This window comes from Aquamicrobium lusatiense, from assembly GCF_014201615.1.
Classification (GTDB): Bacteria; Pseudomonadota; Alphaproteobacteria; order Rhizobiales; family Rhizobiaceae; genus Mesorhizobium; species Mesorhizobium lusatiense.
In genome coordinates this window covers 917,978-944,728 of the sequence record NZ_JACHEU010000001.1, presented here as the reverse complement: position 1 = coordinate 944,728, position 26,751 = coordinate 917,978, and the positions used below count along the sequence as shown (strand labels likewise).

The 26,751-nt window shown below is 64.1% G+C and carries 24 protein-coding genes and 1 tRNA gene; 13 read left to right on the top strand and 12 right to left on the bottom strand.

From position 1 onward, the window contains the following. The first annotated feature begins 106 nt into the window (after positions 1-106). The 7 genes from HNR59_RS04555 to HNR59_RS04525 all read left to right on the top strand — a co-directional run bounded on the left by HNR59_RS04555 (position 107) and on the right by HNR59_RS04525 (position 7,425). The gene (locus tag HNR59_RS04555) at positions 107-493 is read left to right on the top strand and encodes a TIGR02300 family protein (RefSeq protein ID WP_183826571.1); all 387 of its coding nucleotides are present in this window, start codon (positions 107-109) and stop codon (positions 491-493) included. 165 nt (positions 494-658) lie between these two features. Further along, a tRNA-Ala gene (locus tag HNR59_RS04550) sits at positions 659-734 on the top strand. A 349-nt stretch (positions 735-1,083) separates the two neighbouring features. Beyond that, positions 1,084-1,587, top strand: coding sequence for an RNA polymerase sigma factor (locus HNR59_RS04545; protein WP_183826568.1), 504 nt, complete (start codon positions 1,084-1,086; stop codon positions 1,585-1,587). Between the two features lie 96 nt (positions 1,588-1,683). Next, complete coding sequence (locus HNR59_RS04540; RefSeq protein ID WP_183826565.1) at positions 1,684-2,637, top strand: FecR family protein; 954 nt, start codon at positions 1,684-1,686, stop codon at positions 2,635-2,637. 120 nt (positions 2,638-2,757) lie between these two features. Then, entirely contained in the window at positions 2,758-5,673 is a 2,916-nt protein-coding gene (locus tag HNR59_RS04535; protein WP_210307203.1) for a TonB-dependent receptor, read from the top strand. A gap of 192 nt (positions 5,674-5,865) precedes the next feature. Further along, positions 5,866-7,011, top strand: a complete 1,146-nt coding sequence (locus tag HNR59_RS04530; RefSeq protein ID WP_183826562.1) for a GGDEF domain-containing protein — start codon at positions 5,866-5,868, stop codon at positions 7,009-7,011. An 84-nt stretch (positions 7,012-7,095) separates the two neighbouring features. Then, positions 7,096-7,425 carry a hypothetical protein gene (locus HNR59_RS04525; RefSeq protein ID WP_183826559.1) on the top strand — a complete coding sequence of 110 codons (330 nt, stop codon included), beginning with the start codon at positions 7,096-7,098 and terminating at the stop codon, positions 7,423-7,425. A 287-nt stretch (positions 7,426-7,712) separates the two neighbouring features. On the opposite strand, the gene hisG is transcribed toward HNR59_RS04525, so the two are convergent. The 4 genes from hisG to HNR59_RS04505 form a co-directional block, all read right to left on the bottom strand. After that, the gene (gene hisG / locus HNR59_RS04520; RefSeq protein ID WP_183826556.1) at positions 7,713-8,429 is read right to left on the bottom strand and encodes an ATP phosphoribosyltransferase; all 717 of its coding nucleotides are present in this window, start codon (positions 8,427-8,429) and stop codon (positions 7,713-7,715) included. Beyond that, positions 8,426-9,550, bottom strand: coding sequence for an ATP phosphoribosyltransferase regulatory subunit (locus HNR59_RS04515; RefSeq protein ID WP_183826554.1), 1,125 nt, complete (start codon positions 9,548-9,550; stop codon positions 8,426-8,428). The genes hisG and HNR59_RS04515 overlap by 4 nt, the downstream gene beginning before the upstream one ends. Positions 9,551-9,575: 25 nt before the next feature. After that, a complete protein-coding gene (hisS, locus tag HNR59_RS04510) occupies positions 9,576-11,081 on the bottom strand; it encodes a histidine--tRNA ligase (protein ID WP_183826551.1) in 1,506 nt (501 codons plus the stop codon). A gap of 116 nt (positions 11,082-11,197) precedes the next feature. Beyond that, on the bottom strand, positions 11,198-11,833 hold the full coding sequence (locus HNR59_RS04505) for a DNA-3-methyladenine glycosylase I (protein WP_183826548.1): 636 nt from the start codon (positions 11,831-11,833) through the stop codon (positions 11,198-11,200). A gap of 205 nt (positions 11,834-12,038) precedes the next feature. On the opposite strand from HNR59_RS04505, the gene HNR59_RS04500 reads away from it, so the two are divergent. Continuing rightward, the gene (locus tag HNR59_RS04500; protein WP_183826545.1) at positions 12,039-12,860 is read left to right on the top strand and encodes a L,D-transpeptidase; all 822 of its coding nucleotides are present in this window, start codon (positions 12,039-12,041) and stop codon (positions 12,858-12,860) included. 136 nt (positions 12,861-12,996) lie between these two features. Here the strand turns inward: HNR59_RS04500 and glcF are convergent, their stop codons facing one another. The 5 genes from glcF to HNR59_RS04475 form a co-directional block, all read right to left on the bottom strand. Beyond that, positions 12,997-14,298 (bottom strand): glycolate oxidase subunit GlcF, encoded by a 1,302-nt coding sequence (glcF, locus tag HNR59_RS04495; RefSeq protein ID WP_183826543.1) that lies wholly within the window; start codon positions 14,296-14,298, stop codon positions 12,997-12,999. A gap of 3 nt (positions 14,299-14,301) precedes the next feature. Further along, positions 14,302-15,537 carry an FAD-binding protein gene (locus HNR59_RS04490; protein ID WP_183826540.1) on the bottom strand — a complete coding sequence of 412 codons (1,236 nt, stop codon included), beginning with the start codon at positions 15,535-15,537 and terminating at the stop codon, positions 14,302-14,304. After that, entirely contained in the window at positions 15,534-16,115 is a 582-nt protein-coding gene (locus HNR59_RS04485) for an ASCH domain-containing protein (protein WP_183826537.1), read from the bottom strand. The genes HNR59_RS04490 and HNR59_RS04485 overlap by 4 nt, the downstream gene beginning before the upstream one ends. Then, positions 16,115-17,611 carry an FAD-linked oxidase C-terminal domain-containing protein gene (locus HNR59_RS04480; RefSeq protein ID WP_183826534.1) on the bottom strand — a complete coding sequence of 499 codons (1,497 nt, stop codon included), beginning with the start codon at positions 17,609-17,611 and terminating at the stop codon, positions 16,115-16,117. Before HNR59_RS04480 ends, HNR59_RS04485 begins: the two co-directional genes overlap by 1 nt. 161 nt (positions 17,612-17,772) lie before the next feature. Continuing rightward, complete coding sequence (locus HNR59_RS04475; RefSeq protein ID WP_183831324.1) at positions 17,773-19,047, bottom strand: DUF3422 family protein; 1,275 nt, start codon at positions 19,045-19,047, stop codon at positions 17,773-17,775. Between the two features lie 232 nt (positions 19,048-19,279). Between HNR59_RS04475 and HNR59_RS04470 the strand changes: the two genes are divergently transcribed. Genes HNR59_RS04470 through HNR59_RS04460 form a run of 3 tightly spaced genes read left to right on the top strand, consistent with a single transcriptional unit; the run spans position 19,280 to position 22,014 of the window. Further along, a complete protein-coding gene (locus tag HNR59_RS04470; RefSeq protein ID WP_183826531.1) occupies positions 19,280-20,071 on the top strand; it encodes an FCD domain-containing protein in 792 nt (263 codons plus the stop codon). Between the two features lie 7 nt (positions 20,072-20,078). Continuing rightward, a complete protein-coding gene (locus HNR59_RS04465; RefSeq protein ID WP_183826528.1) occupies positions 20,079-21,218 on the top strand; it encodes an alpha-hydroxy acid oxidase in 1,140 nt (379 codons plus the stop codon). Between the two features lie 4 nt (positions 21,219-21,222). Next, positions 21,223-22,014, top strand: coding sequence for a metallophosphoesterase (locus HNR59_RS04460; RefSeq protein ID WP_183826525.1), 792 nt, complete (start codon positions 21,223-21,225; stop codon positions 22,012-22,014). Here HNR59_RS04460 and HNR59_RS04455 read toward each other — a convergent pair. Continuing rightward, positions 21,987-22,127 carry a hypothetical protein gene (locus HNR59_RS04455; protein WP_183826522.1) on the bottom strand — a complete coding sequence of 47 codons (141 nt, stop codon included), beginning with the start codon at positions 22,125-22,127 and terminating at the stop codon, positions 21,987-21,989. The two genes, HNR59_RS04460 and HNR59_RS04455, sit on opposite strands and share 28 nt — an antisense overlap. 238 nt (positions 22,128-22,365) lie before the next feature. Then, complete coding sequence (locus HNR59_RS04450; protein ID WP_183826520.1) at positions 22,366-23,070, bottom strand: type 1 glutamine amidotransferase; 705 nt, start codon at positions 23,068-23,070, stop codon at positions 22,366-22,368. Positions 23,071-23,175: 105 nt separating this feature from the next. Between HNR59_RS04450 and HNR59_RS04445 the strand changes: the two genes are divergently transcribed. Continuing rightward, on the top strand, positions 23,176-23,838 hold the full coding sequence (locus HNR59_RS04445; protein WP_183826517.1) for a hypothetical protein: 663 nt from the start codon (positions 23,176-23,178) through the stop codon (positions 23,836-23,838). 31 nt (positions 23,839-23,869) lie between these two features. Continuing rightward, positions 23,870-24,604: a 16S rRNA (uracil(1498)-N(3))-methyltransferase gene (locus tag HNR59_RS04440; RefSeq protein WP_183831322.1), complete on the top strand. Its 735-nt coding sequence runs from the start codon at positions 23,870-23,872 to the stop codon at positions 24,602-24,604. A 102-nt stretch (positions 24,605-24,706) separates the two neighbouring features. On the opposite strand, the gene HNR59_RS04435 is transcribed toward HNR59_RS04440, so the two are convergent. Further along, a complete protein-coding gene (locus HNR59_RS04435) occupies positions 24,707-26,659 on the bottom strand; it encodes an AI-2E family transporter (RefSeq protein WP_183826514.1) in 1,953 nt (650 codons plus the stop codon). Between the last annotated feature and the right edge of the window lie 92 nt (positions 26,660-26,751).

Below are 26,751 nucleotides of genomic sequence, written 5' to 3'. Positions count from 1 at the left end.
CCTTGGTAAGCTGCAGGAAACTCCGGTTTTCCGGTGGCGGCATTTGGCTTTGACAGGCTTGCAAGGAGCCGTTAAGGGGACCAAACTTTTTTCGACGAGGCTTGTCGTGGCAAAATCCGAACTTGGCACCAAACGAATCGACCCGGAAACGGGCCAGAAATTCTATGATCTGAACAAGGATCCGATCGTCTCGCCTTATACGGGCAAGACCTATCCGCGTTCCTATTTCGAGGACACCAAGGCTTCCATCCTTGAAGAAGAGGATGAAGTTGCAGAGAAGGAGCTGGACGCCGAGGAAGATGGCGCCGTTCTGGTTCCGCTCGAAGACGCCGACGGTGATTCGAAGGACGACGATCTGCCGGATCTCGGCGACGACGATGACGACGTCGATCTGGGCGACGATGACGACACCTTCCTTGCCGACGAGGAAGAGGGTGACGACGACGTTTCCGACATGATCGGCGTTGGCGACGACGACGAAGACGACATCTGATCGGGACGATGTCCACATGCCGCGTTTTTATGCGCACGGCATGAAAAAAGCAGGCTGAAGAGGCTTGCTATTCACAACGGGCGGCGCTAGAAGCCGCCCACATCGGGTGAAGATGCTTTGCCCGATACCTAGCCGGAAACGGCTCCCGGCAAACAAACCGGGTGTGGGGCCATAGCTCAGCTGGGAGAGCGCCTGCATGGCATGCAGGAGGTCAGCGGTTCGATCCCGCTTGGCTCCACCAAATTTCCTCAGATCTGCAACATATGCTGCCGTTACGGGCTGCCGCTCACTCGTCCTGCATGCGATGTGGCCTGCACGGTCGCGCGCCTCACCGCCCTTTTTCATTTGTGTTGCAAATATGCAAATTGTTCGCGCTTTCGGTGACACAGGGCGATTTGTGCCTTGCCACAAAAACATGAGCTTATTAATCAACAAAATCATATTTGCCGGGTCTGGCTGGTCTCGATGGCCAATGCTGGATTTGTTCTGCCAGTTCCCGGAAGCGGCACAGGAATCAGCGCGGTAAAGACGGGCATCGTTACGGCCCTTTGTCCCACCTGCTGCCCTCGACGAGCAGGAACAGATTGCCAATGTGGGATTTGCAGCATCTTTTCAGAAAGCATGCGCGTGACATTGCCCAATCGCTGCGCCGCCGGGGCATAGCCGAAGAGACCGCAGCCGATCTCACGCAGGACACGTTCGTCCGCGTGCTCGTCTCTCCGCCGGCCAGTGGCACGGCCGCGCACAATCCGGCCGGCTATCTTTTCCGCGTTGCGCGCAACCTCGGCATCGACCATCAGCGCCGCGAACGGCGCGTCACCTTCGTGGATCTCGCACCGGAGGCGTTTGCCGCACTGGCCGACACTGCCCCTTCCGCGGAGACCATCGTCTACGACCGGCAAAAGCTCGCCCTTACGAAGGCCGCGCTTGCCGAATTGCCCGAGCGGACCCGCAAGGCTTTCGAGATGCACCGTCTCGAGGCGATGACCATTGCAGCAGTGGCGGCCGAGCTTGATCTTTCCGTATCGCGCACATGGTCTCTCATACGCCATGCCTATGAGCATATCGACACGCGGCTTTCCGCAGTGCGATAAGTTTTCCCTGCCTCCGCAGAAAATTTCTGCCCGCTAACCGTATTAGGTGTTACGGGCATTTTTTGCGTGCCCTGAACCGGCCATTGGGAGACCCGCATGAATGACGAGACGGATGGTCGCCAGCTGTTTCTTGAGGCAGCCGATCTCGCCATCCGCTTGCAGAACGACCCTGCCAATCCCGTTTCGGTCGAGACGATTCGCAACTGGGTGGCGCGCAGCCCGCATCATGCCGCTGCATGGGCACGGGTGGCTGAAATCCATGGCATGACCGGAAAGATACTGGCCGGCCAGCGCACACAGAGCACGGACGGCAAGCTTTCGCGCCGCAACCTGTTGATGGGCGGTGCCGCAGGTCTGGCCGCGGTGGCCGTCGGATCCTGGGGCGTTCCGCTGGCCTTGCTGCATGCCAGGGCCGACCACATCACCACCACAGCCGAAATCCGCCGGATTACCCTTCCGGATGGCAGCATGGCGACACTCGGGCCCGATACCGCCATTGCCACGCTTTACAGCGATTCACAGCGCATGATCGAATTGCTGGCCGGAATGGCCTTCTTCGAGGTTGCGCCCAATCCTCATCGTCCTTTTATGGTCAGCGCGGGACCGGTGACGGCGAGAGCCCTGGGCACCGCCTTCGATGTCTCGCAGGATGCAGGTTTCATTTCCGTATCCGTTTCGCACGGCATGGTGGAGGCGCGAGCTGACGATGCGCTTCCCGCACAGACAACCCGCCTGTCTGCAGGAGACTGGGCCACCCTCGACCCCGCCTCGCACCTTCTGAAGCGGGGCACGCGCGATGCGGATCAGGTTGCCGCATGGCGCGAAGGCCTGATCGTGGCCGAGCAGGAGACCGTCTCGGCCATGGTGGCGAAGATCGCGCGCTGGCTGCCGGGCCGCGTCATGCTGGCCGATCCTTCGCTCGGCAGGCGCGAGGTCAGCGGCGTTTTCGACCTCGGCGATCCTGGCCGCGCACTGGAAGCGGTGGTGAGCCCGTTCGGCGCGAAACTGCGCACTGTCGGCCCGCTGATGACGATAATCTCGCCCGTCTGAAAAAAGATCGGCAAAAAACAGAAAAAAACGCAGACCCGTTCGTAAGGCTTGAATAGGAGCTGCACCACCCGGCGATCAGGCATGTCAGCTCTCCCAATTCGAAAACGGAGTGCATAGGACATGGGGTTCGGGCCTGTGAAGAATAAAGCCGGCCGCATCGGCGGTAAAATGCTTGCTGCGGCGCTGCTGGCAACCACGGCATTGCCGCCGGGCATTGCGTTGATGTCGACCGGCAGTTTTGCCCAGTCACGCGCGGAAACGACCTTCAACATCCCCTCAGGCTCGCTCAGCCGGGCTCTGGCCGCGTTCGGCAGCCAGTCGGGAACTCAGGTCTCCTATGAAGCTTCGATCGCGGCAGGCAAATCGTCGCCCGGCATTCGTGGTGCGGCTACACGCGAGCAGGCACTGGCGCAGATCCTGCAGGGCTCCGGCCTCGTCTACACGTTCAAGGATCCGTCGAACGTTCTCATCACCGATCGTGTTTCGGCGGCCCATGCCACCACACCTTCGGGCAGCTCGATGCTTCTGAGCACCATCAATGTTTCCGGACGCGGCGGGGCGCAGTCCGTCTATACCGATCCGGCATCTTCCGTTTACATCACCGCTGAACAGCTCGACCGCTATGGCCGGCTGTCCCCTTCCGACATGCTCAGGGGCCAGCCCGGTGTTCAGGTGGGAGACAGCCGCAATGGCGGCGGTGTCGACGTCAACATTCGCGGATTGCAGGGTCAGAGCCGCGTTGCCGTCACGGTCGATGGCTCGCAGCAGTCGCTCAATGTCTATCGCGGCTATGCGGGCACGCAGCAGCGCAGCTATTTCGATCCGGACCTCATCAGCGACGTGACCATCACCAAGGGTCCGGGCCTGTCTCCTTCGGCCGCAGGCGCGATCGCCGGCACTGTCAACATGACGACGCTTCGCCCCGAAGACATCATCAAGCCCGGCAAGAACTGGGGCGTGCGCCTGAAGGGCGAGTTGTGGGACAACGGCGTGAAGCAGGCCTACCGGCCCGAATATCTGGGAAGCAGCAGCGAACTTACCACCACGCCCCATGACAGCCGCCCCAATCTCTTCGATTCCAAAGCCAAGTCCGGAAGCGTGGCGGCAGCCTTCACCAGCGACCATATCGATCTGGTGGCAGCCTATGCGCGCCGCAATCAGGGCAATTACTTCGCCGGCAAGCATGGACGCGAAAAATATCGCGAATTCGACAAATGGGGCTATGAGAACAATACCGTGGCCAAGTCCTACATGGCCGGCGAAGAGGTTCTCAACACCTCGGTCAGCACCGAGTCGGCTCTGCTGAAGGCCACCATCAAGCCAACCGACGAGCAGCAGCTGGAACTCAGCTACCGCTATTTCGACGGCGAGTTCGGCGAGATCATGCCTTCCGATATTTTCAGGTTCGGCACCGGCGGCGTCTACCAGTATCCGGTCGGCAGCATGGTCATCAATTCGGCCTCGGCGCGCTACTCGTTCGACCCGAAGGACAATGACCTGATCGACTTCAAGGCCAATTTCTGGGCCACGGGCGCCAAGAGCGACCAGATCAACGCCACCAACGGTCCGAAGTCGCAATGGGTCTATGGCAGCAGCGACCGCAGCTGGGTGCGCATGGACAACACCCGCGTCGGCGGCGATCTTTCCAACCGCTCGGAGTTCAAGACAGAGGCCGGCGCCTTCGCCCTCGATTTCGGCGGCGGATTCCAGTACGAGGACATCCGCCCGCAGGACGGAGTCGTGATCACCGAACACGACCTGAACTCCAACCGCAACCTGCGCGACGGCTACCGCACCGAAGTCAACCTCTCCGGCAAGCTCGAATACAAGCCGCGCGAGAACCTGCAGTTCTGGGCCGGCGGGCGCTATGGCCGCTACTCCTCGCACGACCGCAACGCGCCTTCGGTGGCCCGCCGTGAGAACGTCTATGGAAAGTGGGTCTCGGTCTACAACGGCAAGGTCTTCGGCAACATGTACTGGACGCCGGACGAAAACGGCCAGTTCACCGACGCTACCGATCCGCGCCTGAACAACGGCATGGTCATTACCGACACGAACAACCCGTTCGACGGCATTCCCTTCGACGAGTTCGGCACACCAACCTACATGGCCGAAGGCAATCCAGGCTACACCAACATGGTGGTCGGCTTCGATCGCGGCGAGAGGATGTCGAACAGCGCCAGCGGCTTCACACCGGCCATCGGCGTCAACTACGAGATTTCGCCGCAGACCTTCCTCTATGCAAGCTATACGCAGGGCTATCGCCTGCCGTCGCTGTTCGAGACGACGATCGGCACGTTGCAGGTCGACCCGGCCTCGGGACTGAAGCCGGAGCGCTCGCGCGCCATAGAGATCGGCGCCAGCACCACACGCGAAAGCCTGATCACCGAAGGCGACGTAGCCTCCTTCAAGCTCGCTTATTTCAACAATGACGTGAAGAACTACATCGTCCGCTACTATGACCCCTTCGGCACCGGACTGATGACTTTCTCCAACGCCGACAGCTATCAGACCAGCGGTCTGGAATTCCAGTCGAACTACGACAACGGCCGTTTCTTCGCCGAGCTTGGCGCAACCTACTATCTGCGAACAGAGACCTGTGATGCAGCCTTCGCAGCCTATCTGCGCGAAAAGGCGAATGCCTATGTGAAGACGCAGGATGCGCCTGACTGCACGCCCGGCAGCTATGTCGGCTCCTACATCAACACCCAGAACCCGCCGAAATATGCGGTGAACCTGACCGTGGGCGGCCGATTCTTTGAAGACAGGCTGACGGTGGGCGGTCGCATGACCTACACGTCAGGCCCGACAGAAACCATCGACAAGCCCTGGCAGAGCAGCGACACCACTCCGCAGCTCTATTACCACCCCGTCACCGTCTTCGACGCGTTTGTGAGCTACAAGCTGCGCGAGGACACGATCCTCAACGCCTCGGTGCAGAACATCACCGACCGCTACTATCTGGATCCGCTGGCGCAAAGCTATATGCCGGCACCCGGCCGTACCTTCCGGGCCGGCCTGACGGTGAAGTTCTGATCACTCCATTCCCCTGCCCGGCCTGAGGTCGCGGCAGGGGAACCTTCGTTTTCGGCCCTGTTCTGCACGGCATTGCAGTACAGGACGAGAACGCGTAACCTTCTGTTTACCCTTCTCGTAGTCGCTTTCGTATCACCTGCAGCCTTATGTTACGGGCAAGGAATCGGACCCACGGCAAGAGGCGTGACCAGAATGGGGATGGATTCGGACACGCTGTTCTTTGCAGCCGGCATCTGTGCGACCGCGCTTGCCCTGACGATGCTGAGTGTCTGGCTTCAGAACAGGATGGACCGTTTCCTCATCGGATGGTTCATCGGCATGGTGCTGCTGGGCTGCGGCGTCGTCATCTATTCGACGATCCCTTTCGAATTCACGGCCGTGACTGCTTCCGGTTTCGCTCTCCAGACGGCCGGCTTCATCGCCGTCTATGCCGCAGCAAAGCTGTTCGTCGGGAAACGAATGAACTGGCCGGCCACGGCAGCTCTGTTCGTCTGTCTCAGCGTTCCCGTAAGCGGGCTCATCGTCATGGGCTTCGAAGGGATCGGCATCGCTCTCTACAATCTGATCGCGGCAGGCCTGATCGTGCTGACAGCCCGGCTCTACTGGAATGCGCGGCGTGAGGCTCCAACCTCGATTACCGGCGTAACGGCGCTTTACCTGCTGACTGCCCTGTCATTCATGGCCTGCGCCGCCGTGCTCGTGCTGGACGGAAAATGGTCGCTGGATCACCGGCCCGACAACTGGGCGGAAAACCTCAATGCCATCATGGCCATCGCAGGCATAACCGGCATCGGCGCCCTTTCGCTCGGGCTCAATCAGTCGCGCGTGGCGCGCCGGCACCGGATAGAAGCCCGGACCGACCCGCTGACCGGCACGCTGAACCGGCGCGCGCTGCTGGACAGCCTGAAGATGGATCATCTGCAACCGGGCGACGCCGTAATCGTCTTCGATCTCGATAACTTCAAGTCCATAAACGACCAGTATGGGCATCATGCAGGCGACCGCATCCTGTGCCAGTTCGCGCATGAACTGCGTTCCATCCTGCGGCGCGGGGATCTGGCCGCCAGAATGGGCGGCGAAGAGTTCGTCGTGGTGATCCGGCAGGCTTCGGTGCCGTCGTCGATTGCGATAGCCGAGCGCGTGAGATCTGCCTTCGCGGCCAACCAGATCCAGACGGATCAGGGACCCGTTCCGGCCACGGCAAGTGCCGGCATCGCGATCATGCTTCCGTCTGACGATGGCTTCGAGAGCGTCTTTCGCAGAGCCGACAGCGCGCTCTATCGAGCCAAGAACAACGGCAGGAACCGCGTCGTCACCGAATTGCAGGTGGTTGCCTGAGGCTGCTTCCGGCCGGTTCGGCTTTGACAGGCGCGGCCACATGTTTCAGTTTCTCCGGCGTCATTGGCACAGAGGGAGAGCAGCATGCACATACGAGGGGTGCTCACAGTGATCGCGGCCGGCGTCATTCTAAGCGGCTGCGTAACGGAATCGAGCTACAAGCAGGCGCAGGAGATCGTGCGCGGCAGCCCGGCCATGAAGCGGGACGCGATCAACAAATGCTACAGCGGCGCCTCCAGGGCCTCGCCGGCCCGCAAGGCGGAGATGGCGAAGATCATGAATGTCAGCCCGCGCAGCAATGTCGCGCGCACCTATTGCACGCGCGCCTTCAACGGCATCGCCAGCGGCCGCATCACCTATGAGGATTTCCGCACCAAGAGCCCACGGTTCATCCGCGTCATTCAGGGCAGGTGACTTCCGCAGAAGGCAGGAGCCGGCGGGTCTGATGCGAGCAAGATCGGGAAGCCGATCAGCCGTGGCGCAGGTCACCCATTATCGTTCGGCCGGGATGCGGCCTCTTCCGGAGCCCGGCTGGCGGGATCCTCAAATCCCCACCGCTCTAAATCAGAATGCGCGTGAAATTCTGTTCCTGTTCCTGCGGCAGCAGTCAGCCGGTCTGGCCGCTGCCGCATGAGGAACTTACCCCATATGAACTGAGCGATCTCACGCGGCGGCGCGCGCTCTTTCGAAACCACCGCCGGTCAGGCTGATGCGGTTTCGCCCACGGAGGCACTGACGGCAGCGGCGATCTCGCGGATCAGCGCATCGTCGGATGCCGAACGCTCCCTGCGCGACGCGACCAGACAGGCCTGCGAGCGCAGGATCACGCCATCCCCCAGAATTTTGAGATGATTGGCGCGGAGCGTCGAGCCGGTGGAGGTGATGTCGACGATGACATCGGCGGAACCTGCCGCCGGAGCACCCTCGGTGGCGCCCAGGCTTTCGACGATGCGATAGACCTGAATGCCGTGCTTGCCGGAAAAGAACTGCTGCGTGAGACGCCAGTATTTGGTGGCGATGCGCAGCCGCCGGCCATGGCGCTGGCGGAAATCGGCCGCCACGTCGTCAAGATCGGCCATGGTGTCGACGTCGAGCCACATGTCGGGCACGGCCACCACCACGTCGGCATGGCCGAAGCCAAGCCGCGCGACGATTTCGGCACGGCTTTCCCAGTCGGCCAGATTCTCGCGCACCAGATCCTCGCCGGTGACGCCGAGATCGATGCCGCCGCTGCCGATCTCGCCCGAAATTTCCGAGGCCGACATGAACACGACCTCGATGTCGCTGCGGCCCTCGACATGGGCATGGTAACGGCGGTCATCCTCGGGCAGGCTGACGGCAAGACCTGCCCCAGCCAGTATTTCCAGCGTCTTTTCCTTCAGGCGCCCCTTGGAGGGAATGGCCAGCGTCACGCTCATGCCCGCACCTCGCTCAGCGCTTCGACCCGGTCGAGCCATACGGAGAAGCCGACGCCGGGAATGGCCTGCTTCGCGCCGAGCAGCGTCAGCAGGCGGTCATAGCGGCCACCGCCGGCGAGCGGGCGACCATCGGTTCCCTCGGCCCCGATCTCGAACACCAGCCCGGTGTAGTAATCGAGCGGACGCCCGAAGGCGGCATCGTAGCGCACCGCATCCGAGGCCAGCCCATGCCCGGCAATCGCCTGCGCGCGTTCCGCGAAGAGGTCGAGCGCACCGCCAAGCTCCAGCCCGGCCTCGCTGGCGAAATCGCGCAGCGCGTCGGCCGCGCCGGCAAGCGGCGTGTCGATGGCGAGAAAGCTCTTCAGGGCTGCAAAGGCATCGTCGGAGAGGCACACGCTGCGCAACTGCACCTTCTCGATCAGACGCCGCGCGATCTCGGCTGGCGTACGTCCGGCAGAGAGCGGCAGTCCCGCCTGCTCCATGCCCTTCGCGATCTGTGTGGTCAGCCCTTCCACGTCGCCATCGACGGCAAGCAGCGCCACCGGCCCGGCCAGCTGGCCGTTGCGCGGCGGGTTGGCGAGATCGGCAAGGGCGGCATCCAGCATTTCGTGCGAGCCGAAGGCCCGCGCCAGCCGCATGCGCCAGCCGCGCGGCAGGCCAAGTGCGGCCAGCACCGCCTCGAACACGGACTGATCGCCGATGGTCAGCGTCAGGCTGGCCTGCGGAACCGCCTTCGCCAGCAGGTCATGCGCATCCGCCACCAGCCGTGCATCTGCGGCGGCCGTATCGGTGTCGCCTAGATCCTCGATGCCGGCCTGAAAGAATTCGTTCGACCCGTCGCGGTGCTGGCGAAACACCTCGCCCAGATAGCCATAGCGGCGCGGCGTGCCGGCCTGTGACGCGATATGATCGAGGCACACGGGAATGGTGAATTCCGGGCGCAGGCACAGCGCCTGCCCGGTCTCGCTCTCGGTGAGGAATATGCGCCGGCGCAGATCCTCGCCCGCAATGTCGAGAAACGGATCGGCCGGCTGCAACACGCCGACTTCGACCAGATCGACGCTTTTGGCCGCGAACAGCGACCTCACGTCGCCCGCGACGGAAGGAGAGCGCGATGTCATCGCCGTTCCTCGTTCATCGCAGGGTTCATTGACCGGCCCTGTCGGCAGCCTGTGCGTCCAGGATCTTTTTCACCTCGGCGACCAGATCGCTTTCCGCAACGGTGACCTGCGCAGGACGTGCTGCACGCCATTCGGCATTGTCGGAAATCTCGGCCGACATGCGCGCGCCTTCGATCAGGTCCTTGATCTGGACCTCGCCCTTTTCGCGCTCGTCGCCGCCCTGAATGACGGCCACCGGACAACCGCGCCGGTCGGCATATTTGAGCTGCGCCTTCATGCCCGCGCCGCCGAGATACATCTCGGCGCGGATGCCGGCCCGGCGCAGATCCGACACCATCTTCTGGTAGCGGCCGAGGCTTGTCACGTCCTTGTCCATGACCAGCACCACGACCGGCTGGACGACATCGGACATGTCGAGCTTGCCGAGGTTCTTCAGCGCCGTCATCAGGCGCGAGACGCCGATGGAAAAGCCGGTCGCCGGCACAGGCTCGCCGCGGAAGCGCGACACCAGCCCGTCATAACGGCCGCCTCCGCCGACCGAGCCGAAGCGCACGATCTTTCCCTCGTCATTGGGAATCTCGGCCAGCAATTCGGCCTCGTAGACGGGGCCGGTGTAATATTCGAGGCCGCGCACCACGGAGGAGTCGATCTTGATACGGCCATCATCATAGCCGGCAGCGGCTACCATCGCACCGATATCGGCCAGTTCCTGCACGCCCTCTTCACCGCGCGGGGAGCCGGCAACGGCACCGCGCATGGCAGCCAAGGCGCCTGCAAGGTCGTCGCCGGTGGAGGAGGTCAGCAGCAGCACGCGATCCGCCTGCGCCTCGTCCAGACCCGCGCCCTTGGTGAAGTCGCCACTCTCGTCCAGACGGCCTTTGCCGAGCAGAGCCCGCACCCCGTCCGCCCCCACCTTGTCGAGCTTGTCCACGGCGCGCAGCACGGTGAGGCGGCGGCCGGCATTGTCCTCGCCACCCAGGCCGATGGCCTCCAGCACACCGTCAAGCACCTTGCGATTGTTGACACGGATGACGTAGTCGCCGCGCGCGATGCCCACGGCTTCCATGACGTCGGCCATCATCATCGCCATTTCGGCATCCGCCGCCACGCCCGGCGTACCGACCGTGTCGGCATCGAACTGCATGAACTGGCGGAAGCGCCCCGGGCCCGGCTTCTCGTTGCGGAACACCCAGCCCGCACGATAGGAGCGGAAAGGCTTCGGCAGCTTCTCGAAATTCTCGGCCACGAAACGGGCCATCGGCGCGGTCAGGTCGTAGCGCAGAGACAGCCACTGCTCATCATCGTCCTGAAAGGAAAAGACGCCCTCGTTCGGCCGGTCCTGATCGGGCAGGAATTTTCCCAGCGCATCGGTGTATTCGATCAGGGGCTGGTCGACCGGCTCGAAACCGTAAAGCTCATAGACCTCGCGGATACGCGCCATCATCCTGTCAACGGCGCGGATGTCGTCGGGGCTGCGGTCGACAAAGCCGCGCGGCAGGCGTGCTTTCATCTTTTCCGGTCGTTCGGCCATGGCGGGTACTCTGCGGTTCGGCAATAGGGCGGCAGCGGGCCGGCGTGCGCCAGACCGCGCGCTGTCCTAACCGATGCCGCACCCAGCGGCAAGGGCGGCTTAAGCCGGAGTTCGGCTCAGACCGGCCTGCGGAAGCCGGCGCGCGCAGCCTCCACCCCGGCGCGACAGGCGCAGCCCTCGATATGGTCGTTGACCATGCCCATGGCCTGCATGAAGGCATAGACGGTGGTCGGCCCCACAAAGCTCCAGCCGCGCTTCTTCAGTTCCTTGGAAATGCGCGCGGAAACGGCGGTGGTCGGGTTGGCCCGCAGATGGGCAAGGTCCACTATCGCAGGCCTCTCTTCAGGCGCGGGCTCGAACTTCCAGAACCACGCCGCCAGCGAGCCGGCCTCATCCACCAGTTCGCGGGCGCGGCGCGCATTGTTGATGGTGGAGACGATCTTGCCGCGATGGCGCACGATGCCGGCATTGCCCAGCAGGCTCTCGACATCGGCCCCGGTGAACTCCGCCACGCGCTCGAAATCGAAGCCGGCGAAGGCTTCACGAAAATTCTCGCGCTTGCGCAGGATCGTCAGCCACGACAGGCCGGACTGGAAACCTTCGAGGCAGATCTTCTCGAACAGGCGGCGGTCGTCGGCCACCGGCCGCCCCCATTCATGGTCGTGATAGTGGATGTAGTCGGGCAGGTTGCCGTGCCAGAAACAGCGGCCCACCCCGTCGGGGCCGGTGATGATGCCGTCTTTTTCGCTCATGCCACTATCCGTTAACGCGGTTTTCCGGTGCTTTACCGGCGCTTTACCAGATTCCTGAACCGCCGGATAACCATACCGAAAGCTTTACTGACAAAACGGCATTCGACGCATCCGGGATTCACCTTTCGGTTGTCCTTCGCGCACAGGATCGCGCCATGACCGGACACGCTTTTCCGGCCGACGACCGAACCCAGGATTGCGTCACATGAAACGAGCCCTTTTCCTGTTTACCTGCCTGGCCGGGGTCCTCTCCATGGGCTTTTTGCCGGCCATGGCCAATGACCGCTATATCGAGCGCCCGCCGGTGCGGGTGAGCCCCGACCTTGCCGCGCCATGGGTGCTGCAGCTCGGCAAGGCTCCTGACAATGCGAGGCGGGACAATGTCAGGCGCGTGGCGCCTGAGCCACGGCGCGTCTACCGCACCCAGCCGGCGACGCGCACCGCAGTGCAGGCACAGCCGCGCCAGCGCGTTGTTGTTCAGCCGCAGGCCACGCAGCAGGCGCGCCCGGCGCGGGTGCAGCAGGCGTCCGCCGGCCGCACCGTGCAGAAGCGCGCCGTGCGCCCGCAGATCAACCCGATCTACCTGCCGCAGGTCGTGAATTATGACGGCAAGCACAAGCCCGGCACCGTCGTCATCGATACCCGCGACAACTTCCTCTATCTGGTGGAAAAGGACGGCAAGGCGCGTCGCTACGGCGTCGGCACCGGCAAGCCCGGCTTTGAATGGGCCGGCACCCACAAGGTGACGTCGAAGCGGGAATGGCCAGACTGGCGCCCGCCGGCGGAAATGATCGCCCGCGAAAAGGCCAAGGGCCGGCATCTGCCGACATTCGTGTCCGGCGGCATCGAAAATCCGCTCGGCGCACGCGCGCTCTATCTTGGCTCGACGCTCTACCGCATCCACGGCACCAACCAGCCATGGACGATCGGCGCCGCCGTCTCCTCCGGCTGCATCCGCATGCGCAACGAGGACGTCGTCGATCTTTACGAACGCGTGCCTGTTGGCGCGACGGTCGTTGTCATGTAAAAGCTTTTCCCAACAACGGGGGACGGGCCGTGTCGGGGGACGTGGCCAGTCGCAGAAAAGGCAGCCGGTGAACGCCGCGCTGCCTTTTCTGTTTCCGGATTGGCCGCTGTAGTTTTTGACATTACTGCAACTGGCCTTACTGTAATTGTCTGGGCCGTTCCCCGCCATAGGCCCAGTCGAGCAGCTCGACGGTGTGCACCACGGGCAGCTTCGCGGCGGAAGCGATCTGGGTGATGCAGCCGATATTGCCGGTGGCGACGAGCTCAGCACCCGTGGCCGTGATGTTCTTCACCTTTCGGTCGCGCAGCCTTGCCGAAATTTCCGGCTGCATGATGTTGTAGGTGCCGGCCGAGCCGCAGCACAGATGCCCCTCGCGCGGCTCCTTCACCACGAAGCCCGCGCGCGTCAGCAACGCCTTGGGCTGGCGCGTGATCTTCTGGCCGTGCTGCATGGAACAGGCCGAATGATAGGCAATGGTGAGGCCGGGCTTCGCCGCCGGTTCCGGCAGGTCGAGCGTGTCGAGATATTCGGTCACGTCCTTCGCCAGTGCCGAGACCCGCGCTGCCTTCTCCGCATAGGCGGGGTCGAGGCGCAGCATGTAGCCGTAATCCTTGATCGTCGTGCCGCAGCCGGAAGCGGTGATGATGATGGCATCGAGCCCGCCCTCGTCGATCTGGCGCGTCCAGGCATCGACGTTGCGGCGGGCGAAATCCAGCGCCTCGCTTTCGCGGCCCATATGATGCACCAGCGCCCCGCAACAGCCCTCGCCCGGCGGCACCACCACCTCGACACCCAGCCGGTTGAGCAGCGAGATCGCGGCCTCGTTGATGCCGGGATCAAGCACCGGCTGGGCACAGCCGGTGAGGATGGCGACGCGCCCCCGTTTTGCGCCCCCGCCCTGATGCACGCCCGGCGATGCCGCGGAAGACGCGCGCGGCACGCTTGCCGGAGCGAGCTTCAGCATCGCCGCCAGCGGCTTCAGCGCGCTGGTCCGTTCAAAAAGGCCAGCGAAAGGCCGGCCCAGCTTCGCCAGCTTCAGGGCTGCGCGGAACCGCGCCGGATAGGGCAGCACTGCGGCCAGAACAGCGCGGATCAGCCGGTCCGGCAGCGGGCGCCTGTAGGTTTCCTCGATATGGGCGCGGGCATGATCGACCAGATGCATGTAATTGACGCCAGACGGACATGTGGTCATGCACGACAGGCAGGACAGGCAACGGTCGATATGGGTGACGATCTCGCGGTCGGCGGGACGGCCGCCCTCCAGCATGTCCTTGATCAGGTAGATGCGGCCGCGCGGGCTGTCGAGCTCGTTGCCGAGCGTCACATAGGTCGGGCAGGTGGCGGTGCAGAAGCCGCAATGCACGCATTTGCGGAGGATCTTTTCCGATTCCGCCACATGCGGATCGGCAAGCTGCTCGGGGGTGAAATGGGTCTGCATGTCTCAGGCAGCTCCCTTCCGGGTCTTGCCGGGCGCAACAATCCGGCCCGGATTCAAAATGTTCTTCGGATCGAACTCGGCCTTCAGCCGTGCCGACAGGGCGGCAAGCGCTGGCGGCTGCGGCTGGAAGACCGGAATTTCGGCGCGTTGTTGGGGCGTCGCGCGCACCAGCGTGGCATGGCCGCCGCCGTATTTCTGCACCAGCGAGCGCACCAGCCCGGCTTCCGGGTCGCCTGCCGCCATGGCGAGCCAGATCAACCCGCCCTGCCAGTCGTAAAAGGCCTCGACAGCCGCCTGCATGCGCAGGGCCATGACCATGGTGTGGCCATCCGCCGGCGGCATGGACACGCGCCACACCGGCATATGCGGCACCGAGGCGAAGGGGATGCAATCGCGGACTTCGCGCCACATGGTGCGCGAGGCTTCCGCCTCGATCTCCTGCATGGGACCCGCTTTTTCCAGAAGCTGCCGCAGCAATCTGATCCGGTAGGCGACCGAAGGCCCGAAACCTTCGACGCGCAGCAACGTCGCCTGGTCGCTGCCGAGTTCTGCGCCGGCAACGCGGGTGACGGCCGGATAGGGCAGATGCGCGGCGCCCGAAACCTCGGCGCTCGAACCGAGCGCCAGCCCCATGGCGGCCACGGCATTGTCGTCGAGCAGACCGGAGATGACCAGCGTGGTTTCCGTTTCCGCCGCCGGCAGCACCTTGAAGGTGACGTCGGTGGCCACCGCCAGCGTGCCCCAGCTGTTGGCCAGCGCCTTGGAGAGATCGTAGCCGGTGACGTTCTTGACCACCCGGCCGCCGGATTTGAACGCCTCGCCCCGCCCCGAAACAGCGTGGATGCCAAGGATATGGTCGCGCGCCGCACCCGCCTTCAGCCGCCTTGGCCCGCTGAGGTTGGCCGCCAGCACGCCGCCGATGGTGCCGCGCCCCGGCGGTCCGCCCAGCAGAGGGCCATAATCCATCGGCTCGAAAGCAAACTCCTGCCCGCGCGCCGCCACCGCCGCCTCGATCTCCGCCAGCGGCGTGCCGGCTTTGGCGGACAGCACAAGCTCCTCCGGCTCGTAGAGCGTGATGCCGGACAGCCCGGAAAGATCGAGCACATGTTCGGCCCCGCCCTCATTGCCAATGGCGCGCTTCGAGCCATGGCCGATGATTTCCAGCTTCTGTTCCTCGGACACCGCCCATTGCACGGCTTCCAGAACTTCGTCTGCTGATGTGGGGGCAAATGTGGTCATGGTCGAATTCCCAGACGCCTGATGGCTGCCTCGCCCCGCGCGGAAAGCCGATATCCCGTTGCAAGGCTTTCGGTAAGGCCGAGTTCCTTCAGCTTGCGCACGTCCTGCTTGAACCGCAGCTTTTCGACCTTCAGGCTTTCCGCCAGCACAGCCGCCGGCACCTCCGGATGGTCGTCGATCGCCTTCAGGATCGCGGGGAAATAGCCGGGTTGCGCCTTTTCCCAGCGAGCGAAGTGCCGTTCAAGTTCCGCGATCTCCGCCGCATCGAGGCGAGCGTTCATGCGCAGCGCCACCCGCCTGTCGGCCTCAATGCCCGTCAGTGTGATCCTGTAGAGCGGCTTTTCGCCATCCGTGCCAAGCTCCCCCACCAGAGCAGCGAGGTCGTCATAGCCTGCCTTCCGCGCATCCGCCGGCGTGATGTCGCCAGGTTCGATTACATCGATGGAACCGATGCGGACAACACCCGCCGCGGTGCGAACGGCACCACCCGCCCTGACGGACGGGCGGCTCCAGCGGCGGAAGGCAAGCGTGATGCGGCCTTCGGCAATTCCTTCGAGAACGGCTTGCCTGAACAGCATCAGAACCTCGGAATGTCCGGGAACGGCATCTGGCCGCGATGGATGTGCATGCGGCCGAGCTCGGCGCAGCGGCGCAGTTGCGGAAACACCTTGCCCGGATTGAGCAGATGGCCCGGATCGAAAGCGCATTTGACCCGCATCTGCTGGTCGAGATCGGTCTCGGAGAACATTTCCGGCATCAGGTCGCGCTTTTCCACGCCCACCCCATGCTCGCCGGTCAGCACGCCACCAACTTTCACGCACAGCCGCAATATGTCCGCGCCGAAGGACTCGGCCTTGTCCAGTTCGCCCGGCACATTGGCGTCGTAGAGAATGAGCGGATGGAGATTGCCGTCGCCGGCGTGGAAGACATTGGCGACGCGCAGGCCGTAATGCTCCGACAACTCACGCATGCCGGCCAGAACGCGCGGCAGCTCCTTGCGCGGAATGGTGCCGTCCATGCAGTAATAATCGGGTGAGATGCGTCCCACGGCTGGGAACGCCGCCTTGCGGCCGGCCCAGAAACGCAGCCGTTCCTCCTCGCTCTGCGAAATGCGGCAGGATGTGGAGCCGTTACGGATGGCGATCTTCTCGACCAGATCGATGAGGTGATCGACCTCGACCGCCGGACCGTCCAGCTCGACGATCAGCAGCGCCTCGCAATCCAGCGGATAGCCGGCATGGACGAAATCCTCGGCCGCGCGGATCGCCGGCAGGTCCATCATCTCCATACCGCCGGGAATAATGCCGGCGCCGATGATGTCGGCCACGCACTGGCCGCCCTGCTCACTGGTGGGAAAGCCGATCAGCAGCGCCCGCGCCGTCTCCGGCTTGCGCAATATGCGCACCGTCACCTCTGTGACGACGCCCAGTAGTCCTTCCGATCCGGTCATGACGCCCAGAAGATCGTAGCCCTCGGCATCGAGATGCCGGCCGCCGAGGCGCACCACCTCGCCATTCATCAGCACCATTTCCAGCCCCAGCAGATTGTTGGCGGTGAGGCCATATTTGAGGCAATGCACGCCGCCCGAATTCTCGGCCACATTGCCGCCGATGGAACAGGCGATCTGCGACGACGGATCAGGCGCATAGTAAAAACCCTCGGCCTCGACCGCATGGGTTATGCCGAGATTGGTGACGCCCGGCTGGGCGACCACGGCGCGGTTGGGATAATCGATTTCCAGAATGCGGTTGAAGCGGCTCATGACCAGGAGCACGGCGTCTTCCAGCGGCAGCGCACCGCCCGAAAGCGAGGTGCCGGACCCGCGCGGCACGACACGGATGTTGCGCTCGTTGCAATATTCCAGCACGCGCGACACCTGAGAGGTCGTTTCCGGCAGCACCACGACCAGCGGAAGCTGGCGATAGGCGGTCAGCCCGTCGCTCTCGAAAGCGCGCATCTCGCTGACCGTATCGACCACGCCCTCGCCCGGCACGATGGCGCACAGGTCGGCGACGATTTCACCGCGGCGGGCAAGCGTCGCGCCATCGGGCGCGGGCATGGCAAGTCCGGACATGCGAAACAGCTCCTCCAACTGGTAAACTCCTTTTACCAGTTATCGACGGTGCCTGTAAATCGGGCAATAGTTCAAAGCAAGAGGCGAGCGCGCGCAAGACGGCCAGCGTCAATGTGACGCTGGACCGGGCGGCACGGGCATCGGAAACGCCGGATGAGGGGCTACTCGGCGCCCGCGTGCTTCGCCGGCTCCGAATGCAGGCGGCGCACCCGCCGCACCGCCCACCACACAAGCAGGATAGCCACCGGCACGGACAGGGCCGTCACCACCTCGGGCGCGACGGCATGGCCGAACCATGAGGAAACGCCCTTGGCCAGATAGCCGATCAGCCCCACCACATAATAGGACACCGCCGCCACCGAAAGGCCCTCGACCGTCTGCTGCAGGCGAAGCTGGAGGCGGGCGCGGTTGTTCATGGAAGCCAGCAAGTCGCGGTTCTGCTTCTCGACCTCCACGTCTACCCATGTGCGCAGCAATGTCGTGGCGCGGGTGAGCTTGCGCGACAGGTTCGCCTGCCGCTCCTCGACCGAACGGCAGGTGCGCATGGCCGGCGCCATGCGGCGTTGCAGAAAGCTGCCCCATGTCTCGTGGCCCGGCACCACGGCCTCTTCGAGCGCGTCCAGACGCTCGGTGACGATGCCGTCATAGGCGCGGCTGGCGCCGAAGCGGTAGAGGCTGGAGGCCGCATCCGCTTCCAGTTCGGCTGCAAGTTCCGTCAGGTCGGCGAGAAGCTTCTGGTTTTCGCGCGTTTCCGGCACCCGCATCTCGGCGGTGATGACGGCGAGCTTGTCCTCGATGCGCCGCACGCGGCCCGACAGCGACAGGGCCAGCGGCAGACCGAGCATGGCAAGCGTGCGATAAGTCTCGATGTCGATGAGGCGGTGCGAAAGCGCGCCGGCGCGGGCTGGCGTCAGGCCGCGATCGAGAATGAGAATGCGCGTCAGCCCGTCGCCGTCCTGCCGGAAATCGGTAACGATGGCCGCATTGCCGCCTTCCACCAGCGAATAGCACAGGCTGGTCGGGTCGAAACCCTCGATCAGCTTCTCGCTGGCCGGCGTCCAGTTGCGGATTTCGAGCCTTATGCCGGAAATGACCGTGCCGGGCGGCGAAAACCCGTTACCGAAGGGCGAATCCTCCTGCGCGCGACGGCTTTCGGAAAGGGGGCCTTCCCACAGATAGGTGGAGAATTCGGTGTGCCGCTCCCAGCGCAGCGTGCCCTTGCCCCATTTCATGGCGTGGTGGCGGGCCTGCCGGTCGGGCGCCGCGATGCCCAGACGGCGTGACAGTTCCGACAGCACGGCCTGATCGACGACGGAGCCGCCCTCGGTCATGAAGGAAAGCTGCACCAGAACGCGCGGCGTGGTCACCAGCGGATAGGGCCTGGAATGCACTTCGCCCAGCGCGCCGGGCCGTGCCTCATGCGCCGGAAAGCCCATGACGCTGCCGGTCGGGCGCGTTTCGAACTCGGGACCGATCGGACCTTTCTGCACGGCTCATATTCCCGGAACTGGTTTGCAAATGCCGGTTTAAGGCCGTTCCGCGCCCCGCGCAAACGTTCAGTTCAACGCCGGCGGGCTGAGGAAAACCGGCAAACTGGATAAACTATTTGACCAATTTTGGCGATTGCCGTTATGTTTTGCCACCGTCGCTCCTTTATCTGGCACTCAAGTGACCGAAATCTTCACCCGGATCGAACATTCGCGCACCGCCGACGAGGTGGTGCAGCAGATCGAGAGCCTGATTCTCGAAGGCGTTCTGCGCACCGGCGACAGACTGCCGGGCGAACGCGAACTGGCGCGGCAGTTCGAGGTTTCGCGGCCGATCCTGCGGGATGCGCTGAAGGCGCTGGAAGCGCGCGACCTGCTCGTCACCCGTCATGGCGGCGGCACCTTCGTTGCCGACGTCATCGGGCAGGTGTTCTCCCGGCCGGTGATCGAGCTGATCTCCAGCCACCGCAAGGCGGCGGCCGACTATCTCGAATATCGCCGTGAGATGGAAGGCGTGGCAGCCGAATACGCGGCGCGGCGCGCAACGGCCGACGACCTCGCTTTGCTCGACGAGATCATGGCGCGCATGGACGCCGCCTACCGCGCCGACGATTTCGAGGCCGAGGCCGAGGTCGACGTGGAATTTCATCACGCCGTCGGCGAATGCGCGCACAACATCATCCTGTTGCACACGCTGCGCTCCTGCTACCGGCTTCTGTCGGAAGACGTGTTCCAGAACCGCCTTCTGGTTTTTGCGCTGCCCGGCGCGCGCGAGATGCTGCTCGAACAGCACCGCGCCATTCATTCCGCGATCGTGGCCGGAGATCCGGCTGCGGCGCGCAAAGCCGCGATGGATCACATCGCCTATGTCGAACGCACCACCGCCGAGGCCGAACGGGCCGGAGACTGGCAGCGCGTTTCCCGGCTGCGGTTGCGCCAGCGCACCGAACCGGGCCCCCAACAGAAAGACTGAAGCAGAAATGACCGAACCGCTGACCATAGACGAACTGAAGCAGCTTGCCCGGCGGCGTGTGCCCAAGATGTTCTTCGACTACGCCGATTCCGGTTCGTGGACGGAAGGCACCTACCGCGCCAACGAGGAAGATTTCGCGAAGATCAAACTGCGGCAGCGGGTGCTGGTGGACATGACCAACCGCTCGCTGAAAACCACCATGCTGGGCGAGGATGTGGCGATGCCCGTGGCGCTGGCGCCCACCGGCATGACCGGCATGCAGCATGCAGACGGCGAAATGCTGGCGGCGCAGGCAGCCGAGGAATTCGGCGTGCCGTTCACCCTCTCCACCATGAGCATCTGCTCGATCGAGGACGTTGCCTCGGTGACGAAGAAGCCCTTCTGGTTCCAGCTCTATGTAATGAAGGACCGCGGCTTTGTGGAGAACCTGATCGAGCGCGCGAAAGCCGCCAGATGCTCGGCGCTGGTGCTCACCCTCGATCTGCAGGTTCTCGGCCAGCGCCACAAGGACCTGCGCAACGGCCTTTCGGCTCCGCCCAAATTCACGGCAAAGCACATCTGGCAGATGGCAACCCGCCCGAAATGGTGCATGGGCATGCTGGGCACCAAGCGCCACACCTTCCGCAACATTGCCGGCCACGTCAAAGGCGTCGCCGACCTGTCGTCGCTGTCTTCCTGGACGGCTGACCAGTTCGATCCAAAGCTGTCGTGGGAGGATGTCGAGTGGATCCGCAAGCGCTGGGGCGGCAAGCTGATCCTCAAGGGCATTCTGGACCACGAGGACGCGGAACTGGCGGCCAAAAGCGGCGCCGACGCCATCATCGTCTCCAACCATGGCGGACGCCAGCTCGACGGCGCGCCTTCCTCCATCTCCGTGCTGGAGCCGATCGCGGATAAGGTTGGCGACCGGATCGAGGTGTTCATGGATGGCGGCATCCGCTCGGGCCAGGACGTGCTGAAGGCCTTGTGCCTCGGCGCGAAGGGCGTTTTCATCGGCAGGCCTTTCCTCTACGGGCTGGGCGCTCAGGGCAGGCAGGGCGTGACCAATGCGCTGAACATCATCTCCAGGGAGCTGGACACGACGATGGCGCTGTGCGGCAAGCGCGACATCCGCGACCTTGGCAAGGACATGCTCTTCAGGGGCTGACAACATGGCCGGCAGCATCGATTTCAGCCATGCCCGAACGCCACCGGGTCTGCGGCTCTATGCTGTCGGCGATCTCCACGGCCGCCTCGATCTGCTCCGGGCTTTCCACCGCCATGCGGAGGCGGAGTTGCACGCCGATGCGCCGGCGGACTGGCGCATCGTCTATCTGGGCGACTATGTGGATCGTGGCCCGGATTCGCGCGGCGTGCTGGAATTTCTGGCTGAGGCAAAGACCCGCGACCCGCGCCATGTCGTTCTGGCGGGCAACCACGACCTCGGCCTGCTCGACTTTCTGGCCAGACCCGATCCCTGCGGGATTTTCATCACGCATGGCGGCCTCGAAACGGCTGCGTCTTATGGCGTTCATGCCGCGCATTTCGGCGCCGTGGAAGAAGGCGGCGATGCGCTGCACGCATTCCATGCGGCGCTGGCGGCCGCGATACCGCAATCCCATCTCGCGCTGCTCCATGCGCTGGAGACGTCGTTCGACTGTGGCGACTTCTTCTGCTGCCACGCCGGCATCCGGCCGGGCGTGGCGCTGGAGCGCCAGTCAGTTGACGATCTTGTCTGGATTCGCGGCGAATTCCATCGTTACGAGGGGCTTCATCCGAGGGTGATCCTGCACGGCCACACGCCGTCAGGCGTGGTCACGGTGAGGCCGAACCGCGTCAACCTCGATACCGGCGCCTATCGCACGGGAAGGCTGAGCGTCCTCCGCATCGACGACGCGCGCAAGACAATTCTGACGGTGAGGCAAGAAGGCGTGTTTCAGTCCAGCGCGGCGGTGACGCCGTAGCCGTCAACCGCATTGTGGCCGTTCGCCGCGTCGGCGGCATAGATGCCGAAACCGCCGATGGCGAGACCGGAGAGCATGGCGAAGGTCAGAAGGGCTGCTTTCACTGAGGTCATCTCTGAATTCTGTCTGCCGCTCATCCTGCACGGATATGATTACCATTGCATTGAAACGCAGAAGTCCCCGAAGGGTTCGTCAGCAGAAAGGAAAAATCTTTCGGCCCAGCGCCATGCCTTTGCGAGCGCGTTCTAGAAGCAGGGGAAGGCCGGGCCAAGACCTGAAACGGTCCTCCACAGGAGTTTCGCCGCGACGTGCCAAAATTGTCACGCCCCGAGACATGGCAGGCGGCGGACCTTATGCCCTGATGGCGGAAACCCAGGCGCGGGCAATGGACAGGCCCGCCGCATCCGCCTGCTGCCCTCTTGTGGCCGCTTCCTCGTCCAGATCTTCCGCCCAGCCGGGGCGGCGCTCCGCGATCGTTGCCGCGAAAAGCTCGCTCCATTCCCGCACAAGCCCGGTATCGGCCTCGAAATGGAACTGGAAGCCATAGGTGGCGCGGCCGATGCGATAGGCCTGATTCTGCGCCACCGCGCTGCCGGCAAGGCGCGTCGCGCGCTCGGGCAGCGAGAAGGTGTCGTCATGCCACTGGAAAATGGGGAAATTTTGCGGAAGCTTGCCGAGCACCGCATCGCCTTCCGCCTCGGGTGCCAGATCGACCTGCTGCCAGCCGAACTCGCGGGCCCCGCCGATCCGGTTCTCGCCGCCGAAGGCGCGGGCGATGAGCTGGCTGCCGAGGCAGATGCCGGCAACGGCCCGGTCTCTCGCTTCGAAATCGCGGATGAGGTCGAGAAGTGCCGGGAAATAGGGGCTGACATCGTCGGCAAGCGCATTCTGCACGCCGCCCAGCACGATCAGCGCGTCATGACCGGCCGCATTCAGCGGAAGCGCCTCACCCAGATGAGCCCGGCGCATGTCGATCGCGCCGCCGGCTTCCTCGATGGCCGCGCCCATCTGGCCAAGGCCGGTATTCGCGAAATTTTCCACGACAAGAACACGCATTGACTCACCCACCCGTGACAAAGCTGTGGCGACCGATACCATGGCCGGTAGAGGCAGGCCAAGCGGTGCAGGCCTGTCGCCAGCCGGCAGTTTCAGGAAAAAGCTATGCCACTGCAGAACCGGGTCGATCCCTTCGGTGTCATCCATGCGGTGGCGGAACGCGGCATGTTCACCGGCAATCGCGGCATCATCCACGATCCCGACACCAGAACCCTGCTTCCGCGCCGCTGGACGACGAAGGCATGGATCATCTGCGAATGCGATTTCGGCGACCAGCGGCGTGTGCCCATGGGGCGCAATGGCGGACGCGATGGAGCGCGCAAGGAGCCCGGCGGAAAAGCAGGCTGGACGGAATTGTTCTTCCTAGACGAGGTGACGGCGCTCGCGGCCGGGCATCGGCCCTGCTTCTATTGCCGGCGCGAGCGGGCGAAGGATTTTCTCGGCCGCTTCGCAACGGCCTCAGGCATTGCCGAACCACGTGCGCCGCAGCTCGACACGCGCCTGCATGGCGAAAGGCTGGCCAGCAGGACAAAGCCGGCAGTGATGACGCCCGCCGACATCGCGAAGCTGCCGGAGGGCGCCATGTTCAGCACTGGCGCCACCTGTTTCACCAGACGGGATGGCCGCTATCTGCAATGGTCGTTTGCCGGCTATATTTCGGCCTCAATACCCGAAGCAGACGGCTTTGTGCTGCTGACCCCGCCAGCCACCGTGGCGGTGCTGCGCGCAGGCTACCGGCCAGACTGGCATGCTTCTGCGGGTGCTTGACGCGAAGGCCCGCCTGCCGCATCAAGCGCCGATGCGCGCCAATTACAAGCTCCAGAGACTTTTCGTGCCCGGCGATCTTGCGGCAGACATGGAAATCGACGCCGATCCGCAGCAGAGCCATTACCTCGCCCATGTGCTGAGACTTGGTCCGGGCGCCGAGCTTCTCCTGTTCAACGGCCGCGACGGGGAATGGTCGGCTGCCGTTTCCGAGGTCAGGAAGAAGGTGGTGCGGCTCACCGTGAACAGCCTGCAACGCCCGCAACCGGCCCCCTGCGATCTGGTCTACTGCTTTGCGCCCCTCAAGCAGGCGCGGCTGGATTATCTGGTGCAGAAGGCGGTGGAGATGGGTGCGGGGGTGCTGCAGCCCGTTCTCACCCAGCACACGCAGGTGACGAAGACCGCTTCCGATCGCCTGCGCGCCAATGTGATCGAGGCAGCCGAGCAATGCGGCATCCTTGCCGTGCCGGAGGTGCGCGAGGCGGTGCGGCTGGAACGCCTGCTGTCCGGCTGGGACAGGGAGCGGCGGCTGATCTTCTGCGACGAGGACGCGGCCACCAACAACCCCGTTGCAGCGCTGCGGGCCATCGGCGAGAAGCGGCTGGCGCTGCTGGTCGGCCCGGAAGGCGGCTTCTCCGAAGACGAACGCCGCATGCTGCGGGCGCTCGATTTCGTCACCGCCATTCCGCTCGGGCCGCGCATATTGCGCGCCGATACGGCAGCGGTCGCCGCACTCGCCGTCATTCAGGCAACGATCGGCGACTGGTAGGATCAGAGCGCCGGACCGAAAAGGGACTCCGGTTTCCGATTATTCCGATGACCTCTCGACAGTCAGATCGTCCTTTGTGCGCCCGAATGGACGCAGGGCGATCTAGGCGGTTTCGGCCACCGGCTTCTTCGGTCGCGTTTTCCGGCGCGTCAGGCGGGCCGTCGTTGCCTTCAGCTTCACCGCCGGCTTGTCGTCGAGCCCTTCCTTCACCGCTCCGGCAATGGAGAAGGCGACGAAATCCGCGCTGATGGACGCTGCCTCGATGGATTTTTCGTCGTCGGCACGCGGCATGAGGATGCCGACCCGCAAGGCAGGCCTCGCCCGCTTCAGACGCCGCACCGCATGGCGGGCGTGGGCGAGCGACGCCGTGTTGAGGAAAGCCACGATGACGGTATCGACGTCGGCCAGCGGCAGGGAAGATACGGCGCGGCCTTCCAGAACGGCATGGGCGGCGGTGGCGACCTCAGCGCCCTGAACCTCCAGCACCTGCGCCAGCATGGCCGCCGCGGCATCGTCCAGTTCGCCGCGCCCGCCGAGGCACAGCAATGAGCGTCCCTCGCCGTCCGGCAGGTCGGGTGTTTCGATATCATCCTCGCCGGAGGGGGCGGTGCGCTTGCCAGCTTCTTCAGCGGCTTCCTCTTCCTCCTCCTCTTCTTCCTGCGCCACGTCCTCCAGATTTTCGACCAGCGCAAGCGCGCTGGCCGCGATCTGGCGGCGCTGCTCGTCGGTCATGACGCCGCGCTGGCGATCGGTCTCGCCGATGAGCAGGGCGGGAATGCCGATATGGTCGTAGTAGTCGACCAGATAGCGCTCCTCCAGAAACTCCTCGGCATAGTCGGTCGCCTCGTCGGGATCGCCGGCCAGCAGGCGCTGGTAGAGCCGGGCATGCGGCTCCAGCACCGGCTCGTTGCCGAGCATCACGTCCAGAAACGCGAATTGCGGCACATGGCGGCCGAGCACGACGAGGCAGACCGTCAGCGGCGTCGAGATGACGAGGCCGAGCGGCCCCCACAGCCATGTCCAGAAGATCGCCGCCACGATGATGGCGAGCGACGACAGGCCGGTGCGCGACCCGTAGAGCCACGGCTCCATGATGTTGTTGGAGATCAGCTCCATGACGAGGAAAAGCCCCGCCGTCCACAGCACCATCGACCAGCCGGGCGCGACGGCCAGCGCCAGAAGCATCGGCAGAAGCATGGCGATGGCCGGCCCGATATAGGGCACGAAGCGCAGCACCAGCGCCAAAAGGCCCCACAGGAGCGCATTAGGAATGCCGATCAGCCACAGGCCGATGGTTATGGGAATGGCATAGGTGGTGTTGACCACCAGTTGCATGAGCAGATAGCGCCCGACGCGCTTGCCGGCATCCTGCAACGCCTCGGTGGTGCGGTGAAGGTCGCTGTAGCCGACGAGGCGGATGAAGCGGTCGCGCAGGTCCTCGCGCTCCAGAAGCATGAAGATGACGACGATGATGATCAGGCCGGCGGTGGCGAAGGGAGCTGCCAGCGGCACGATGACGTTCTTCAGGATCTCAACGGGGTTCTGGCGCGAAACGATCTCCACCGGCAGCGGCTCGCGCGCCGGCTCCTGCGGCTCTGCCTGCTCGGGCACCCGGGTTCCGCGCTGGAGCTCGGCCCCCACGCGTTCGACCGCATTGCTCAACCGCTCGATGATGCCGCCATTGGCCCCCACCTCCCGCAGCGACCGGACCTTTTCCAGAATGTTCGACTGATAGGTGGGAATGTTCTGCGCCAGATTGCTGACCTGCGTGGCGACGACGAAGGAAAAGAGCCCGATGGCGAGGAAGGCGAGCGTCACCGTCACCACCACCGCCGGCACCTTCGGGATCGAGCGCTTGCGCAGCGCCGACACGATTGGGGCCAGCGCGAAGGTCAGCAGGAAGGCGATCGCCAGCGGCAGGAACACCTCGCGCCCGAGATAGAGGATGGCGACGACGCCCACCATGGTGACGGCGGTGGGCACGAAGGGGCGCACATAATCGCCCGCCCCGGACGCGTTCGCCGGACGCTTTTCCGCTTCATCCGTTGCAGCCATGGCAGTTCCCCCTCGCCTGTGGTGATGCGCACATTGCGCTACAACCGGAAATGTCGCAGCCCGCGCAAGGTTCCCGGCCCTCCCGGACGAAA